This is a genomic window from Methylotuvimicrobium alcaliphilum 20Z, assembly GCF_000968535.2.
Taxonomy (GTDB): domain Bacteria; phylum Pseudomonadota; class Gammaproteobacteria; order Methylococcales; family Methylomonadaceae; genus Methylotuvimicrobium; species Methylotuvimicrobium alcaliphilum.
The window spans coordinates 3,893,978-3,911,373 of record NC_016112.1; the positions used below are offsets into that span (position 1 = coordinate 3,893,978).

General features: G+C 50.1%; 16 protein-coding genes. 13 read left to right on the forward strand and 3 right to left on the reverse strand.

Going from position 1 to position 17,396, the window contains the following annotated elements; translation table 11 throughout:
- Positions 1 to 4: 4 nt before the first annotated feature.
- Genes gatA through MEALZ_RS16545 form a run of 3 tightly spaced genes read right to left on the reverse strand, consistent with a single transcriptional unit; the run spans position 5 to position 2,047 of the window.
- Entirely contained in the window at positions 5 to 1,456 is a 1,452-nt protein-coding gene (gene gatA, locus MEALZ_RS16535; protein ID WP_014149800.1) for an Asp-tRNA(Asn)/Glu-tRNA(Gln) amidotransferase subunit GatA, read from the reverse strand.
- Between the two features lie 16 nt (positions 1,457 to 1,472).
- Positions 1,473 to 1,760, reverse strand: a complete 288-nt coding sequence (gatC, locus tag MEALZ_RS16540; protein WP_014149801.1) for an Asp-tRNA(Asn)/Glu-tRNA(Gln) amidotransferase subunit GatC — start codon at positions 1,758 to 1,760, stop codon at positions 1,473 to 1,475.
- A gap of 47 nt (positions 1,761 to 1,807) precedes the next feature.
- A complete protein-coding gene (locus MEALZ_RS16545; RefSeq protein WP_046061219.1) occupies positions 1,808 to 2,047 on the reverse strand; it encodes a hypothetical protein in 240 nt (79 codons plus the stop codon).
- Positions 2,048 to 2,620: 573 nt separating this feature from the next.
- On the opposite strand from MEALZ_RS16545, the gene MEALZ_RS16550 reads away from it, so the two are divergent.
- The 13 genes from MEALZ_RS16550 to MEALZ_RS16610 all read left to right on the forward strand — a co-directional run bounded on the left by MEALZ_RS16550 (position 2,621) and on the right by MEALZ_RS16610 (position 16,788).
- Positions 2,621 to 3,664 (forward strand): rod shape-determining protein, encoded by a 1,044-nt coding sequence (locus MEALZ_RS16550; RefSeq protein ID WP_014149802.1) that lies wholly within the window; start codon positions 2,621 to 2,623, stop codon positions 3,662 to 3,664.
- 398 nt (positions 3,665 to 4,062) lie between these two features.
- The gene (gene mreC / locus MEALZ_RS16555; RefSeq protein WP_046061220.1) at positions 4,063 to 4,950 is read left to right on the forward strand and encodes a rod shape-determining protein MreC; all 888 of its coding nucleotides are present in this window, start codon (positions 4,063 to 4,065) and stop codon (positions 4,948 to 4,950) included.
- Complete coding sequence (gene mreD / locus MEALZ_RS16560) at positions 4,937 to 5,425, forward strand: rod shape-determining protein MreD (RefSeq protein ID WP_026130175.1); 489 nt, start codon at positions 4,937 to 4,939, stop codon at positions 5,423 to 5,425. Before mreC ends, mreD begins: the two co-directional genes overlap by 14 nt.
- Before the next feature lie 12 nt (positions 5,426 to 5,437).
- Complete coding sequence (mrdA, locus tag MEALZ_RS16565) at positions 5,438 to 7,297, forward strand: penicillin-binding protein 2 (RefSeq protein WP_014149805.1); 1,860 nt, start codon at positions 5,438 to 5,440, stop codon at positions 7,295 to 7,297.
- Positions 7,275 to 8,405 (forward strand): rod shape-determining protein RodA, encoded by a 1,131-nt coding sequence (gene rodA, locus MEALZ_RS16570; RefSeq protein WP_014149806.1) that lies wholly within the window; start codon positions 7,275 to 7,277, stop codon positions 8,403 to 8,405. Before mrdA ends, rodA begins: the two co-directional genes overlap by 23 nt.
- Before the next feature lie 2 nt (positions 8,406 to 8,407).
- Positions 8,408 to 9,736, forward strand: a complete 1,329-nt coding sequence (mltB, locus tag MEALZ_RS16575) for a lytic murein transglycosylase B (RefSeq protein ID WP_014149807.1) — start codon at positions 8,408 to 8,410, stop codon at positions 9,734 to 9,736.
- 53 nt (positions 9,737 to 9,789) lie between these two features.
- Positions 9,790 to 10,944, forward strand: a complete 1,155-nt coding sequence (locus MEALZ_RS16580) for a D-alanyl-D-alanine carboxypeptidase family protein (RefSeq protein WP_014149808.1) — start codon at positions 9,790 to 9,792, stop codon at positions 10,942 to 10,944.
- Positions 10,945 to 10,948: 4 nt separating this feature from the next.
- Positions 10,949 to 11,794: a D-amino acid aminotransferase gene (locus MEALZ_RS16585; protein WP_014149809.1), complete on the forward strand. Its 846-nt coding sequence runs from the start codon at positions 10,949 to 10,951 to the stop codon at positions 11,792 to 11,794.
- Positions 11,791 to 12,057 (forward strand): YbeD family protein, encoded by a 267-nt coding sequence (locus tag MEALZ_RS16590; RefSeq protein ID WP_014149810.1) that lies wholly within the window; start codon positions 11,791 to 11,793, stop codon positions 12,055 to 12,057. Before MEALZ_RS16585 ends, MEALZ_RS16590 begins: the two co-directional genes overlap by 4 nt.
- A 125-nt stretch (positions 12,058 to 12,182) precedes the next feature.
- Positions 12,183 to 12,791 carry a lipoyl(octanoyl) transferase LipB gene (lipB, locus tag MEALZ_RS16595; protein ID WP_014149811.1) on the forward strand — a complete coding sequence of 203 codons (609 nt, stop codon included), beginning with the start codon at positions 12,183 to 12,185 and terminating at the stop codon, positions 12,789 to 12,791.
- The gene (lipA, locus tag MEALZ_RS16600; RefSeq protein ID WP_014149812.1) at positions 12,788 to 13,753 is read left to right on the forward strand and encodes a lipoyl synthase; all 966 of its coding nucleotides are present in this window, start codon (positions 12,788 to 12,790) and stop codon (positions 13,751 to 13,753) included. Before lipB ends, lipA begins: the two co-directional genes overlap by 4 nt.
- A 143-nt stretch (positions 13,754 to 13,896) precedes the next feature.
- Positions 13,897 to 16,173, forward strand: a complete 2,277-nt coding sequence (locus MEALZ_RS16605) for a Tex family protein (protein ID WP_014149813.1) — start codon at positions 13,897 to 13,899, stop codon at positions 16,171 to 16,173.
- Positions 16,174 to 16,230: 57 nt separating this feature from the next.
- A complete protein-coding gene (locus MEALZ_RS16610; RefSeq protein WP_014149814.1) occupies positions 16,231 to 16,788 on the forward strand; it encodes an exosortase system-associated protein, TIGR04073 family in 558 nt (185 codons plus the stop codon).
- Positions 16,789 to 17,396: the final 608 nt, after the last annotated feature.

The following is a 17,396-nucleotide window of genomic DNA, read 5'->3' on the forward strand; positions in this document are numbered from 1 at the left end:
CCTCTTATTCGAACCCTTTCGGCACCTGTTTGTGCCAGTCAGTATTCATCTGATAACGATGGGCTACATTCAACAACCGGTCCTCGGCAAAATAATTCCCGATGATTTGCAAACCGACCGGTTTATTGTCAACGAAACCGGCCGGAATCGACATGGCCGGAAGACCTGCCAGATTGACCGCGATTGTATAAATATCGGACAAATACATTTGAATCGGGTCACCGGTTTTTTCGCCGAGACCGAACGCCACCGTCGGCGATACAGGGCCCATCAGCACATCAACCTCGGCCAATGCGCTTTTGAAATCATCAGTGATCAAACGCCTGACTTTTTGAGCTTTTAAATAATAGGCATCGTAATAACCGGCCGACAAGGCATAGGTTCCGATCAAGATACGGCGCTTAACTTCCTTGCCGAATGCTTCGCCGCGCGAGCGCGTATACAAATCGGCCAAATCGGCCGGATTGTCGCAACGGTAGCCGAAACGAACGCCGTCGAAACGAGATAAATTTGCCGAACATTCAGCTGGCGCGATCACATAATAAGCCGGAATCGCATGTTTCAGATTCGGCATCGAGACTTCTTTAACCTCGGCACCCAATTTGCGATATTCATTGACGGCTGTTTCGATGACTGCTGCGATTTCGCCGCCCAACCCTTCGCCGAAAAATTCTTTCGGCAGACCGATTTTCAAACCGCTTAACGGCTGATTCAGTCCGGCCGAATAATCAGGGACTGGCATATCGACGCTAGTCGAATCCTTCTCGTCGAAACCGGCCATCGCTTGCAACATGATAGCCGCATCCTCGGCAGTACGCGTCATCGGACCGCCTTGATCGAGGCTTGAGGCATAGGCAATCATGCCATATCGGGAAACGCGCCCGTAAGTCGGCTTCAATCCGGTAATACCGCAGAAAGCCGCCGGTTGACGTATCGAACCGCCGGTATCCGAACCTGTCGCGCCTGCCGTGAGTCCTGCGGCAACCGCCGCGGCCGACCCGCCCGAAGAACCGCCCGGAACGCACGAAACATTCCAAGGGTTTTGTACCGAACCATAAAAACTGGTTTCGTTCGACGAGCCCATTGCAAATTCGTCCATATTCGATTTACCGAGCATCACTGCGCCGGCTGCATTGAGTTTTTCGACGACAGTTGCATTGTACGGCGAGATGAAATTATCGAGCATCTTCGAACCGCAAGACGTTTTAACGCCATCGGTGCAGAAGATATCTTTTTGCGCCACCGGTATTCCGGTTAATAAATCGGCCGTTCCTGCCGCTAACCGTTTATCCGCGGCTTCTGCTTGGGCAAGCGCCTGCTCGGTCGTCACGGTAACGTATGCATTGAGAGCCGAGAACTGCCGAATCCGCTCTAAATAGTCTTGCGTCAACTCCACGCTGGAAAATTCGCCGGAACGCAAGCCTCTAGCTAGTTCGGCGATGGTTTTATTATTCATAGCCTTTCCCCATCCTTCATTCGATCACCTTAGGGACTAAATACAATCCCGCTTCGACTTGAGGCGCAATCGCTTGAAATTTTTCTCTCATATTCGTTTCGGTTACCCGATCCGGTCTCAACCTCTGGCCTTGCTCCATCGGATGCGCCATGGGAGCAACTCCCTCGGTATTTAATTGGCTCATTTGCGTAACCAAATCGAGTATCCCCGATAAATCATGCGCATAAGTGTCGACATCTTGAGTATCGACGCCCAACCTTGCTAAATGCGCGATTTTATTTACATCGTCAGTCGTTAAAGACATTTTACAACTCCATTAATCATCAATCCGAAAACATGACTATTCGCAACTCAAAATCCGAGCGTTTCATAATTTTTTGGGTAACTATTCAGCATGAGCTTGCTATTTGGTGCCGAGCATTGATTGCTAAGAATTCGGTCATAAATAACTTCCACATTTTTAATGCGAAGTAAGCAAGTTCGGTTGCTCGATTGACAGGTGTCGGCGGCAGGGCAGATTTTTGCTCCTGCAAAATCTGCATTCACACCATCCATGGCGTTTGCAGATTTTTGCTCCAGCAAAATCTGCATTCATGCATCCCTGGCAATCAGTCACCGCCGTCAAGCCTACACGGACGTATTACCCAGCACCTAAATTATCTATACTCATCGTAGATCAAAATTCGGCACCGGGGTGTCCGTCAAAGGACGCCGTGAATACATCCCTGTAGGCTCTATGCCAGCTCCATGCTGGCAAAGCCTTTGCCGCACACCCCGGCACCTCCTCAGGCACTGCCGAAATTTGAAGTACGAAAGGTATATGTAATCAATCATGGCCAATAGGCTATGGAATTTAGGTGCTGGGTTTACGACGTCCTGTAAACGAGTTACCGAACCTGCTACAAAACTCATAGTTCCAGGAAGTTATTTTTCACGAAATCCTAAAGACGCGTGACTGCAACGTCCTGTGCACGTTGCCTTATAAATCAATGCTCGACTTATCGCCTCCCCTTGCAGGGGAAAGCCTTTAATTACAGTGCGGCGACAGGCAAAAAATGAAACGGAATTTTAAATTGCGTTAAGTATAATACTTTATATCTTGCTCAATTACCCGCTTGATTGATAAAGTAATACAATTTATTCGCTCAGGATACAGGTTAATAAATGTTCAAACGAATACGCGGCCTTTTTTCCAACGATCTCTCGATAGATTTAGGAACCGCCAACACTTTGATTTACGTTCCGGGAAAAGGAATCGTATTAAACGAGCCCTCGGTTGTGGCCATCAAGGAAGACAAAATTCGCGGAGCTAAAACCATCGCGGCGGTAGGTATGGAAGCCAAAATGATGTTAGGCCGAACCCCCGGCAACATCACTGCGATTCGTCCTTTAAAAGATGGCGTGATTGCCGATTTCGCAGTTACTGAACGCATGCTGCGGTATTTCATCGAAAAGGTTCACGAAAATAAACTTCTACGTCCTAGCCCTCGTATCCTGATTTGCGTCCCATGCGGCTCCACCCAAGTGGAACGGCGAGCGATTCGAGAATCCGCCTCGATGGCCGGCGCCCGTGAAGTTTATTTGATCGAGGAGCCCATGTCGGCTGCAGTCGGAGCGGGACTCCCCGTCGATGAAGCCCAAGGCTCGATGGTCCTCGATATAGGCGGGGGCACATCGGAAGTCGCGGTCATCTCATTGAACGGTATTGTCTATTCGGCATCGGTGCGAATCGGAGGCGATCGTTTCGATGAGGCGATCATCAATTATGTCCGCCGTAATTACGGCACATTGATCGGCGAAGCCACCGCCGAACGAATCAAACATGAAATTGGCGCCGCTTACCCAGGCAGCGAAGTCAAAGAAATCGAAGTTAAAGGGCGCAATCTCGCCGAAGGCGTACCTCGCAGCTTTTCATTAAACAGTAATGAAATTTTGGAAGCACTTCAAGACCCTTTGTCCGGCATCGTCGGTTCTGTTAAAGTCGCACTGGAACAAACTCCTCCGGAACTCGGCGCCGATGTCGCGAATCGAGGTATCGTTCTGACCGGCGGCGGCGCATTGCTCAAAGATATCGATCGTTTGATCGCAGAAGAAACCGGACTACCGGTTTATATCGCCGACGACCCTCTAACCTGCGTGGCTCGAGGCGGTGGCATCGTTTTGGAAATGCTGGATAAAAAAGGCCCTAGCGCATTTTCGCTAGAATAACTTCAACCGTAAAACAATACTCGCCACGCCGATTGACTCGGCAGAATCGAAGCTTTGAATAGCTTAGAATTTGGTCGTAAATAACTTCCCTATTTTTGGAGGGTTCGGTAACTCGCTTGGCCTACCAATCGAGCTACCGAACCCTCAACAAAGCTCATAGTTACTGGACGTTATTATCACGAAGCCCTTACTAAAACAATTTCCACGGATAGAGTGTCGATTCGAATGATACGCAATCGAACTATCCAAATAATATTCTGTCCGCTATGGGATATACATCGCGCGGTCATGCATGTAGCTAGCTTTTATGGCAATACTATCGAACAAAAGAGCTCGCCAAAAACCCGCAAACATGGCCGCGCGAATTATCTTTTCCTGTACGGTTCATTTTCGAGGTAATCGTTATTAATCCTTTATTTGCCACCGGCCCTTCGATTAATACGCGACTGCTGGTGGCGGTAGTGGCTTCAATCGCGCTTCTGGTCGCTGAACGCAAAAGCTCGCAACTGGACAAACTTCGCAGCGTACTATCAATGATTACCTATCCGATTCAATCGATTACGGACTGGCCTCTACATCACTCAAAAGAAACGGTAGAATCGATAAAATCACTTTATAGTTTAAAAGAAGAAAATGAACAGCTACGCCAAGAACAATTGATTTACAAATCCCAATTGCTTAAATATGAAGCCCTGGAGAAGGAAAATATCCGGCTAAGGGCATTACTGGAAAAATCCTTTAAACTGGGCGAACAGGTACTGGTGGCCGAGTTATTATCCGTCAACCTAGCGCCTTTCGAACATGTCGTCGTCGTCGATAAAGGAACGCGGTTCGGCGTACATGCTCAACAAGCGGTTTTGGATGCATATGGCGTGGTCGGCCAAGTATACCGTGCGCTTCCGCTTAACTCCGAGATCATGTTAATTACCGATCCCGGCCATGCAATTCCAGTACAGATCAATCGCAACGGCTTACGTACGATCGCAGTCGGCAGCGGGCGAATCAATAGGCTAATATTGCCTTATTTAGCGAATAACGCCGACATCAAGGAAGGCGACCTACTGATTAGTTCAGGCCTAGGCGGTATTTTTCCGCAAGGCTATCCTGTTGCTGTCGTCGAAAAAATAATCCCCCAGCCTAACAAACCTTTTGCCGAAATATACGCAACCCCTAAGGCGCAATTAAATCGAAGCCGGGAATTGTTAATCGTATGGAAAAGCGAAGCGCCTATCCCGCTGGAAACTCAAGAAACAGAACAAGCGGATGAAAATCATGCCGAAGAATAATACTTTCGGCTACGGCCGCTATCTTCTCTCGATCATATTTGCCATGAGCCTGAATATTGCCGCCTGGCCTCAACCTATGGCGCCATTCAATCCCAATTGGATATTACTCGTAGTTATTTACTGGGTACTGGCAGCACCCGAACGAGTCGGCATATTTAGCGCTTGGACCATCGGCTTACTGACTGACGTATTAACCGGTAGAATGCTAGGCTTGAATGCGCTCATCAACTCGCTAGTTGCCTTCCTGTGTTTGAGGTTACACAAGCGACTCAGACAATACCCGATTCTGCAACAAGGCCTATTTATCTTTTTTTGCCTTCTCGTATCTCAATTTTTGATTTTCTGGATCACTGATAGCCAAACTATCGCACGCGCTTCGTACACTTTTTGGTTACCCGTACTAACCGGCACCCTTTTCTGGCCTTTAGTCTTTTTTTCTTTGCGTGCAATACGGCTCTACCGACGCATTCGTTGAGTCGTTCGTCTCATGCCTCGCACCTACACCATAAAAAACCCGGCGGAGGAAAACCGCATTTTTACGGGACGCGCCATTGTCGCGATGATCTTCATTCTACTGCTGTCGATCGGCTTAATCGTCCGTTTGGTTTACTTGCAGATCGTCGGTCACGAACATTACGCGACCCTAGCAAAAAACAATCACATTAAAATATCGCCGCTGCCACCGACCCGCGGCATCATCTTCGACCGAAAAGGTAGGGTGTTGGCAGATAATGTTCCAACATACAGCCTTGAATTGATCCCCGAACAAATCAAAAATCTCGACAATACGCTCGCACGATTACAAGAATTACTGGACATTCCCGAAGATAAAATCGAGCAGTACCAAAAATTGCGCAAACGCGAAAAACGCTTTACCAGCACACCGCTATTATTGCGCATGTCCGAGGAAGAAATCGCCAAGTTTGCTGCAGTTAGACCTTATTTTCCCGGTGTCGATATTCATGCTCGTTTGGTCAGGCACTACCCCTACGACATTCTAACTTCACATGTCATCGGTTATGTTGGCCGCATCAATGAAAATGAATTAAAAACGCTCCCGGTCTCCGAATATCGCGGCACTCACCATGTCGGGAAAGTTGGGATCGAATTAGCTTATGAAACCGAACTACACGGCAAAGCCGGCTATGCCGAAATAGAAACCAACGCGCAATCTCGAGCGATCAGTACTTTAAAAACAGTCGATCCGACTGCGGGATCGAACCTACACCTAACCCTCGATATCGATCTACAAAAGATCGCTTATGATGCACTCGATATTTATAACGGGGCGGTCGTGGCGATCGAGATAAAAACCGGCGGCGTCTTGGTATTTACCAGTCGCCCCGGCTTCGACCCGAATCCGTTCGTCTACGGCATCGACAGTAAATCTTATAAAGAACTGCAAACCTCGGATGCCCAACCGATGTTTAATCGAGCGCTGAGAGGTCAATACCCGCCCGGCTCAACAATCAAGCCTTTTATGGCCTTGGCAGGGCTTGAATATCAAGTGACCCACCCAGGCCAAAAGACTTATTGCCCCGGTTATTTTCAACTTCCCAATGTCAAACATAAATACCGAGATTGGAAAAGAGGAGGCCATGGTACGGTGGATCTTAATCTCGCAATCGTGCAGTCTTGCGATGTTTACTTTTACAGCCTGGCTTTATCGCTCGGCATCGACAACATCCACCGTTTTTTCACGAAGTTCGGCTTCGGAGAAAAATCCGGCATCGACCTAGTCGGCGAACTATCAGGCCTACAACCCTCTAAACAATGGAAGCGCAAAGCCCGTAATCAATCCTGGTATCCCGGCGAAACGGTTATTACCGGCATCGGCCAAGGTTATACTCAGGTCACGCCGCTGCAATTAGCTCGAGCTACTGCTACGCTGGCTAATAAAGGCAAGGTCGTCCATCCGCACTTAGTAGGCTCGTTTACCGAGAATGGTACTCTGAAACCCGCCGAAGCCAAACCGGAAACCACTCTCGCGCTAAATCCTAGAAATATCGACGCGGTCGTCTCTGCCATGATCAATGTCGTACATAGCGCTAGGGGGACGGCCAGAATCATCAGCCGGGGCATCGATTATCAAATTGCCGGCAAAACCGGCACGGCCCAGGTCTTTACCGTCAAACAAGAAAAGCGCTATAACGAAAACGAAATCGCTTTTAAACTACGCGATCATGCTTTATTCATGGCATTCGCGCCGGCTCACGACCCACAAATCGCAGTTGCCGTCATTGCCGAGAACGGCGGTCATGGCGGCTCGGTTGCGGCACCGATAGCCGGAAAAATCATTCGTCAATATTTACAGGAACCCAGCGATGAAGACCGAAACGCGCAGTGAACAATTCGTGCCGCACTCGCTCCTCGGCAATCTATTGAGAAAACTGCATATCGACATTCCCTTGCTGATATGTTTACTGCTAGTTCTTAGCCTAAGCTTTCTAATTTTGTATAGCGCTAGCGGACAAGATACCAACATCTTGATCCGTCAGGCCACCCGCATGCTGATTGCCTTTGTCCTGATGATCGTACTTGCGCATATTAATCCTTATCAATTCAAACGCTATTCGACGATTCTATACGGAATCGGCGTAACCTTGCTGGTTGCCGTACTAATCATTGGACAAATCGGTAAAGGCGCACAGCGTTGGCTCGACTTAGGCTTCTTTCGCTTTCAGCCCTCGGAAATGCTTAAGATTACCGCACCGATGATGATTGCCTGGTATTTATCGGAAAACACTTTGCCCCCGAAGTGGAAACAAATGGGTATCGCAGGCTTGTTGCTCCTGCTGCCGACGCTATTGATTGCAAAGCAACCCGATCTCGGCACCTCGATATTGGTGTTCAGCTCGGGAGCCGCGGTCATTTTTTTTGCCGGACTATCATGGCGATTCATCATCAGCATCAGCATCAGCATTGCCTCGCTGACTCCTATTATTTGGCATTTTATGCGCGATTATCAACGCGCCCGGGTTTTGACCTTTCTCGACCCGGAAGCCGACCCGCTCGGACGCGGCTATCATATCATCCAATCGAAAATAGCCATCGGCTCCGGCGGCATCTTCGGCAAGGGCTGGCAAGGCAGTACCCAGGCCCAACTCGATTTTCTGCCGGAAAGCTCAACCGACTTCATTTTCGCAGTATTTGCCGAAGAATTCGGTCTCTCCGGTTGCCTTGTGTTAATCGCGCTCTACATTGTCATTATCAGTCGTTGCCTGTATATTTCAATACAAGCGCAAGACAGTTATAGCCGCTTATTGGCGGGAAGCCTCAGCTTTACCTTTTTTGTCTACGTCTTTGTTAACATAGGCATGGTCATCGGCATCCTTCCGGTTGTCGGTGTTCCGTTACCGCTGATCAGCTACGGCGGCACCTCAATGGTTACCTTGCTGGCCGGATTCGGTATCTTGATGTCCATACACACCCATAAAAAATTCTTACCGACCTAACGATGACCCTACATCCATTAACAATTTTATTCCTCGGCAGCACACTAATGCTGGGCGCCGGCAACAGCTATTCAGCCGAAACCGCCGCGGCCGTATCGAAGACTAGCGGCCTACCCGCAAACATGTCGGCATTCATTCGCACAATGTCGGACAAACACAACTTCAGCAAAAACGAGCTCTATCGCTTGTTTCAATCGGTCGAATTACAGCCGCGCATCATCGAAGCGATCACACGGCCAGCCGAGGCGATGCCCTGGTATAAATACCGAAAAATATTCATGACCGAGGCGCGAATCGAAGGCGGCGTAAAATTTCTAAAAGATAACGCTGCCGCCTTATCCGCCACTGAGCAAAAATACGGCATTCCGCCGGAAATCATTGTCGCGATCATCGGCGTCGAGACCTCCTACGGCGCCAACAAGGGGAGCTATCGCGTGATCGATGCATTGTCGACTCTCGCATTCAATTACCCGAAACGCAGCCCGTTTTTCACCAGCGAACTCGAAAACTTTTTGCTATTGTGCCGCGAAGAAAAAATCGATCCGCTGCAGCCGACCGGTTCCTATGCCGGCGCAATGGGCATTCCGCAATTCATGCCCAGTAGTTTCAGAGCTTATGCGGCTGATTTTGAAGAAGACCAAAAACGGGACATTTGGAATAACCCGGCGGACGCGATAGCCAGTGTCGGTAATTATTTTTTCAAACATCACTGGCAACGAGACCAACCGGTGGCATTTCGGGCGAGCGCACAAGGAAACGCTTACCGGCAAGCACTGCAGGGCGATATCAAGCCTGACCGCACTATCTCGCAGTTAAAAGCGCTGCAAGTCAAACCTCAACAAACGCTCACTGCGGATATAAAGGCTAAATTACTGACCTTTGAACTCGAACAAGGACAGGAGCTTTGGCTAGGATTGGATAACTTCTATGTTATCACTCGCTATAATCACAGTCCGCTTTACGCAATGGCGGTTTATCAGCTCAGCCGTGCGATTGCCGAGCACCCGGAAACGCCAAAGATAAGCGCCAGCTTACCGGACGCCCCAGTCGCAGCCCCTTCCCTCCCTGAAAGCGGTCCACAAGCCCCCATCTATATCCAACTGGGTGCTTTTGGTAATGAAGCCAATGCTCAAGCTTTACGTAAAAAAATCGCCGAACACAGCCTCCTGCCGCTACCCAAAATTAAACCCGTTACTCAAAACGGAACGACGCTTCACAAAGTGCAAATCGGCCCGTTAAAATCCGCCGAAGACGCCGAGCGATTAAACGCCAAACTGAATGAAATCGGCATCGATCAAACACGGTATATCGTCGAAAGCATCGGAAATTAACTAATCACTGTTACAATATGAGCTTCTGTTTTTGCATGCCCACACCGCGAATAATGACCTCCTCAAAAGTTTACCTCAGCCTGATTGTTTATCTATTTTTTAGCTTATTGCAAACGGCAAACGCGGCTTCCGATCCGATCATGATTCCTTCGCCGCCGGGTGTCGCCGCAAGTAGTTATATTTTGCTCGATGCCGATAGCGGCAAAGTGCTGGGCGAAAACAATGCCGACGTCAAGCTCCCCCCCGCCAGTCTGACCAAAATCATGGCCGTTTATGTCGTCTTCACCGAATTGAGTAAAGGCCACCTGAGCCTTAGCGAAAATGTCACGGTCAGTCAAAAGGCCTGGCGCACCCCAGGCTCGCGCATGTTTATCGAAGTCAACAAACAAGTCACGGTCCAAGAGTTACTCAAAGGTATCATTATCCAATCGGGGAATGACGCGAGCGTCGCACTAGCTGAACATGTCGCCGGAGACGAAGCCACTTTCGCCGAAATGATGAACCAACAAGCCGCCATACTCGGCATGAAAAACAGCCATTTCGTCAATAGCATGGGACTGCCCGACGACGACCATTACACGACCGCGCAAGACTTGGCTATTCTAACTCGCGCAATGATTCGTGAATTCCCTGACTACTATGCGTGGTTTTCGGAAAAAGAATATACCTACAATAAAATTACCCAACGCAATCGCAACAAGCTTCTTTGGCGCGACCCAAGCGTCGACGGCGTCAAAACGGGCCATACCGAAGCGGCCGGTTACTGCTTAGTCGCATCGGCGGTTCGCGATGGCATGCGCCTGATCTCTGTAGTCATGGGAACGAAAAGCGAACGCGCCCGCGCCAATGAAAACCAGTCTTTGCTCAATTACGGTTACCGCTTCTACGAAACCCATCGACTTTACAAAGGCAATGAAGCCTTGACCGAAACCCGCATCTGGAAAGGTGCGGATAAAAACTTGTCTTTAGGCCTAGCCGAAGATCTTTATGTCACGATCCCACGCCGCCATTACGAAGACTTGAAGGCTGTCATTAATTTTGAACAAAAAATCATCGCACCGGTCAACCAAGGCGACAATTTAGGCACCGTTAGTGTGACACTGGCCGGCGAACCATTAATGGAAAAGAATCTAATCGCACTAACTACCGTAGAAAAAGGCAACTTAGTGCGCAAACTTTACGACACTGTTCTCATGTTGGTGAAATAAAAAAATGAGCGATAACCCGACAGTTTATTTAAACGGCCAGTATCTTCCGCTCGATCAAGCCAAAATCTCAGTGCTCGACCGCGGCTTTTTATTCGGCGACGGCATTTACGAAGTCATTCCGGCTTATGCCGGGCGCTTATTCCGCCTGCCGGAACACATCGACCGTCTCGAAGCCAGCCTGAAAAGCATTCGCCTAAATAGCCCTCACAGCCGCGAGCAATGGGCCGGTATTTTAGAGCCGCTACTCGAACCGGGACAGGATCAATACATTTATCTGCAAATCACGCGCGGCGTAGCGCCGAAACGTGACCATGCATTCCCCGAGCATATCGAACCAACCGTGTTCGCCATGTGCTCGCCTATCGTGCCCTTAAGCGGCCGCGATAGTGGCGTCAAAGCCATCACGCTCGACGACACCCGCTGGGCATTATGTCATATCAAAGCGATTACCTTACTAGCCAACATTTTGCTTAGACAAAATGCGGTCGATCAAGGTTGTACCGAGGCGATATTAGTCAAAGACGGCTACGTGACAGAAGGGGCGGCCAGCAATATTTTCGCAGTCCTCGATGGCATTCTGGTGACGCCGCCGAAAGGCGAAGAAATTTTGCCCGGCATCACCCGCGATGTCATTCTGGAACTCGCGAGGACCAATGACATTCCCTATAGTGAAGATATTATTTCGCTCGAAGCCCTGAAAACCGCCGACGAAATCTGGCTTACCAGCTCGACCCGCGAAATTATTCCGGTCGTCGAACTCGACTCGGAACCGGTCTCGGACGGTAAACCGGGACCGGTTTGGCAAAAAATGCATCAACTTTATCAAGAGTTCAAGAAAGCCCAATCATGAGCGAACAAGAAGATATACTGAAATTCCCCTGCCGCTTTCCAATTAAAGCGATGGGCATGAACAGCATTGAATTAGATATTCATGTCGTCGAAATCATTCGGCGCCATGTCAACGACCTTCACGAAGGCGCAGTCACATCGCGCCCCAGTAAAGGCGGAAAGTACACTTCAGTAACCGTCACTATCACCGCGACCAGCAAACAACAACTGGATGCGATTTATCAGGATTTAACCGACTCGCCGCTCGTGTTGATGGCTTTATAGTGCTAAACGAATCACGTTTTCCAATGAAGACTTTCCATGAAGTATCATTGACGGCAGTGATAATGAAGAATATCGGCGATAATTCCTATCCCTATAATCAGCGCTCCATTGCATAAGATAACACGATGACACTGGCGATCCGCAACCTCGGTCTGCAACCCTACGAAGGGGTTTGGCGCGACATGCAAACGTTCACGCAGCAACGCGCCCCCCATACTCCGGACGAACTGTGGATCGTAGAACACCCACCGGTTTATACGCTCGGTTTGAACGGCAAACGCGAACACCTCTTGCAAGCCAGCGATATTCCCGTCGTACAAACCGATCGAGGCGGCCAGATCACCTACCACGGCCCGGGACAACTGGTACTGTATACATTGCTGGACATCAAGCGCTTGAGCCTGGGTATCCGAGCACTGGTCACGACGCTCGAGCAAGCAATTATAGAAACGCTGGCCCAATACGGCATCCAAGCATCGTCGCAAGCCGATAAACCCGGCGTTTATGTCGCGGACAAAAAAATCGGCTCCATCGGACTACGGGTAAAAAAAAACTGCAGCTATCACGGACTTAGCTTGAATAACCGCATGGACTTAAGACCGTTCGACCGAATTAACACTTGCGGCTACGCCGGCATGCAAGTCACGCAGTTAGCCGACTTCGGCATCGAAATCGAAACTAGCGAACTGGCCGTGCCGGTCGCTCACGCCATCACTCAGGCAATATCACGATGACTTTACAAGCCCCTTCACGAAACACGCCGGAGTCGCATCAACGCAACTCCGTCAAACTCTCTCGAATCCCGGTCAAAGTCGAACCGGCTGCAGAACCGCTTCGCAAGCCTGATTGGATACGCATTAAAGTCTCGGCGAACGAAGAAATCAACCGCATCAAAAAACTATTGCGCGAAAACAATCTGCACACGGTCTGCGAAGAAGCCGCTTGCCCTAACCTCGGCGAATGTTTCAGCCACGGCACCGCGACCTTCATGATCATGGGCGATCTCTGCACTCGTCGCTGCCCTTTCTGCGACGTTGCGCACGGAAAACCAAAACCCCTCGATCAAAACGAACCGCTACATTTGGCGCAGACAATCAAGGCAATGAAGCTGAAGTATGTCGTGATTACCTCAGTCGACCGCGATGATTTGCGAGACGGCGGCGCCGGACACTTCGCCGATTGTATCGCCGCAATCCGTAGCGAATCGCCGCACACCAAAATCGAAACTTTAGTACCCGATTTCCGAGGCAGACTCGACAAGGCCGTCGACATACTGAGCCGAGAGCCTTGCGATGTGTTCAATCACAACCTGGAAACAGTTCCGAGACTGTACCGAGAAGCGAGACCGGGCGCCGATTACCAAGGCTCGCTCGATCTACTCAAACGTTATCACGAAGTCCGCCCGGAAACGCCGACCAAGTCCGGCATAATGCTGGGCCTCGGTGAGACGCACGACGAAGTCGTCGAAGTCATGAAAGACTTGATCGCTCACGGCTGTTCAATGTTGACACTGGGCCAATACCTACCGCCCAGCAAGGATCACCTACCGGTCAAGCGCTATTGGACGCCCGAGGAATTCGACGAACTGGCCGAAACGGCTTACGCACTCGGCTTCAAGCAAGTCGCCAGCGCGCCGCTGGTCCGCTCGTCCTATCACGCCGATCTGCAAGCCAAAGCGGTGGTATCGACAGATTAAAAATAAAATCCATCGACCGAAAGCTGTCGATGGATTTCACTCTGTTCAGCCAATCCTGCGCTAAGGCAAAAAAACCGTTCGTTGGAAACTAACCGAATCTTAACCAATCCATTCACTTTTTACGATTCACTATTCACCAAAATATGGACATCACACAACGCATCGCCGAAGAATTAGCCGTCAACCCGAAACAAGTCAACGCCGCTATTGCATTATTGGACGAAGGCGCGACCGTGCCTTTCATCTCACGTTACCGCAAGGAGGTCACCGGCGGCCTTGACGACACGCAACTGCGTAACCTGGAAGAACGCCTGATTTATTTGCGCGAGTTGAACGACCGGCGCGAAACCATTCTCGAAAGCATTAAATCGCAAGGCAAACTGACGCCCGATTTGGAAAAAGCTATCCTCGATGCCGACACCAAAACGCTGCTCGAAGATCTCTATCTGCCGTACAAACCGAAACGCCGCACCAAAGCCCAGATTGCGCGCGAAGCCGGCCTCGAACCCTTGGCCGATGCGATACTGGACGACCGCAGCCTCATCCCGAATGAAGTCGCGCTTAGCTATATCGATCAAGATAAAGGCGTTCCCGATACCGCCGCCGCACTGGACGGCGCGCGCCAAATCATCATGGAACGCATTTCCGAAGATGCCGAACTGCTCTCCGAATTGCGCGAACGCATCTGGCAAAAAGGCATCATTCACTCGGCCGTCGTCGCCGGTAAAGAACAGGAAGCCGCTAAATTCAAGGACTACTTCGATTATCAGGAAGCGATCAACAAGATTCCATCGCACCGCGCGCTCGCCTTATTTCGAGGCCGCAACGAAGACTTGCTCAGCATCAGCCTGAAACCAGCCCTGGAAGACAAGGACGAACACCTACTGTGCGAACAATTCGTCGCGAAACGCTTAAATATCACCGACACATCCAAACCGGCCGATGCCTGGCTCGCAGAGACTGCACGCTTCGCTTGGAAAATCAAATTATTCACACGCATCGACTTGGACTTGAAACTGCGTCTTCGCGAAGCCGCTGAACTTGAAGCGATCAGGGTATTCGCAAACAACTTGCGGGATTTGTTACTCGCCGCACCGGCCGGCCCGAAGGCCACGATGGGCCTCGATCCGGGCATCCGAACCGGCGTCAAGGTCGCGATCGTCGACCCAACCGGAAAGTTGCTTGCAACCGAAACAACCTATCCACTTCAACCGCGCAATCAATGGGATCAGTCTATCGACACATTAGCCCGACTGATCGCACAACATCGAGTCGATTTGGTTAGCATCGGCAACGGCACCGGCTCGCGCGAGACCGATCAACTGGTCGGCGATCTGATCAAGCGCCATCCGGAACTGAAAGTCACCAAACTGACTGTTTCAGAAGCCGGCGCATCGGTTTATTCGGCATCGGAACTGGCCGCAAAGGAATTCCCCAATCTCGACGTCTCGCTCAGAGGCGCGGTCTCGATTGCGCGACGCCTGCAAGACCCGCTCGCCGAACTAGTCAAGATCGATCCGAAATCGATCGGCGTCGGCCAATATCAGCACGATGTCAATCAAGCGCAACTGGCGCGCATGCTCGACACCGTCGTCGAGGACTGCGTCAACGCGGTCGGCGTCGACGTCAATACCGCATCGGTCGCATTGCTCAAGCAGGTATCCGGCTTATCGGCCAGCGTGAGCGAAAACATCGTCGCGTTCCGCGATCAAAACGGGCCGTTCAAAAATCGCAAGCAATTGAAAAAAGTTCCACGCCTCGGCGACAAAGCCTTCGAACAGGCGGCCGGCTTCTTACGCGTAATGAACGGCGACAATCCGCTCGACGCTTCCGCCGTGCATCCCGAAGCCTATCCTGTCGTCGAAACGATCATTGGCGACACCGGCAAATCGGTTCGCGACTTGATTGGCCAAAGTGCCTATCTACGTTCACTGAACCCGGCCAACTACACCGATGAAACCTTCGGCCTGCCGACCGTAACCGATATTTTGCAAGAACTCGAAAAACCGGGACGCGACCCGCGCCCCGAATTCAAAAGCGTGCAATACAAAGAAGGTGTCGAAAAAATCACCGATCTGAAACCCGGAATGATGCTCGAGGGTGTCGTGACTAATGTCGCGAACTTCGGCGCTTTTGTCGATATAGGCGTACACCAGGACGGTCTGGTGCATATTTCGCATTTGGCCGATGTATTCGTCAAAGACCCTCGCGATGTGGTCAAAACAGGCGACATGGTCAAGGTTAAAGTATTAGAAATCGATGTGCCCAGACAACGCATTTCGCTAACCATGAAAAAGGAAGAATCCAACACGGAAATAAAGCCGGCACCTTCACCCCGCAAACCTGCCAAACAACCCCGGCAAGCACCGAGGCCTCAGGGCGCGATGGCCGACGCATTAGCCAAAGCGTTGAAAAAATAAACTTTAAATCCTCTGCTATACTGAAGCGAAAAATTAAATCAACCGGCAGGATTTGCTATGACATCATCTAATCGCACCATGATCCCAGTGCTACTGGTCAGTTTTTTGACTGCCTTCGCGCCCGAGTCTCAGGCTCAAAACACCCATCCCCGCGTTTGCGGCAGCTATGGCGAAATAGTCGGCCATAAAGCGCTTAATGCTTTCGGTAATCTGGGCGGCTCAATACTTGAATTACCGAAGAATGTCATCAACACATCGAATCAAAGCAACGTCTTTTACGGCTTCACCGGAGGCCTTTTTAAAGGCATCGTCAACATGGCAGGCCGGATAGGCGTCGGCATCGCCGACTTGGTAACGATTCCGCTTCCGACCAAACCCATCGCTTATCCTCTCTATGTTTGGGATGATTTCGACATCGATACGACCTACGGCGAAGCTTACCGTCTCTATCAGTGCACACCGAAACCGAAACCCATCGTCCAAGCCCCGGAACCAGAGCCCGTCTTTGAGCCCGAACCGGCGCTATACACTCCGCAGCCAGTTGAAGCACCGGAAGTCTATCAAGACACCACACGAAAAATAGATCAGTTATTCAAAGAGGAAATGCATAAATAATGAAAACAGGTGGAACCGAGCATAAAGCATAATCCTAAATTCGGTAGTTTAACCATGAAGCTCCTGAAGAACTTAAGGATATTATACTTTTCGCACTTCAAATTTCGGCAGTGCCTGAGGAGGCGCAGGGTGTGCGGCAAAGGCTTTACCCACATGAAGGAAAATTTTTAGAGGGTTATCGTTAACCACAAAACCTGTGGATAACTTTGTGCATATCTTGAAGACTGAGACGATAAAGTCGCATGTTTATTACAACTTTGTTAAATTGGCCAATTTTTATACAGAATGCGGTCAAATTATGATATCAATGACTTACATGCGTAATTGAAGACGTATCAGTATTTAAAATCCGCCTTACCGGCCAAATTAAAGCCAAGATAGAACAATGTGCATACTCCCTTTTGATGATTGAAAAACCGTCGAAGAATAAAAGGCATGGAGCGTCTCTATCGAGGGCCGCCGTCCACCCAGCACCTAAATTATCCCGGATAGTTAACATAGCCAATGGACTATGGAATTTAGGTGCTGGGTAAACCCCTCCATGGGGGGCTTGACGGCAGCGCTCGAACGCCAGGGATGGCGTGTATTAGGGCAATGCAGGGCAGAAA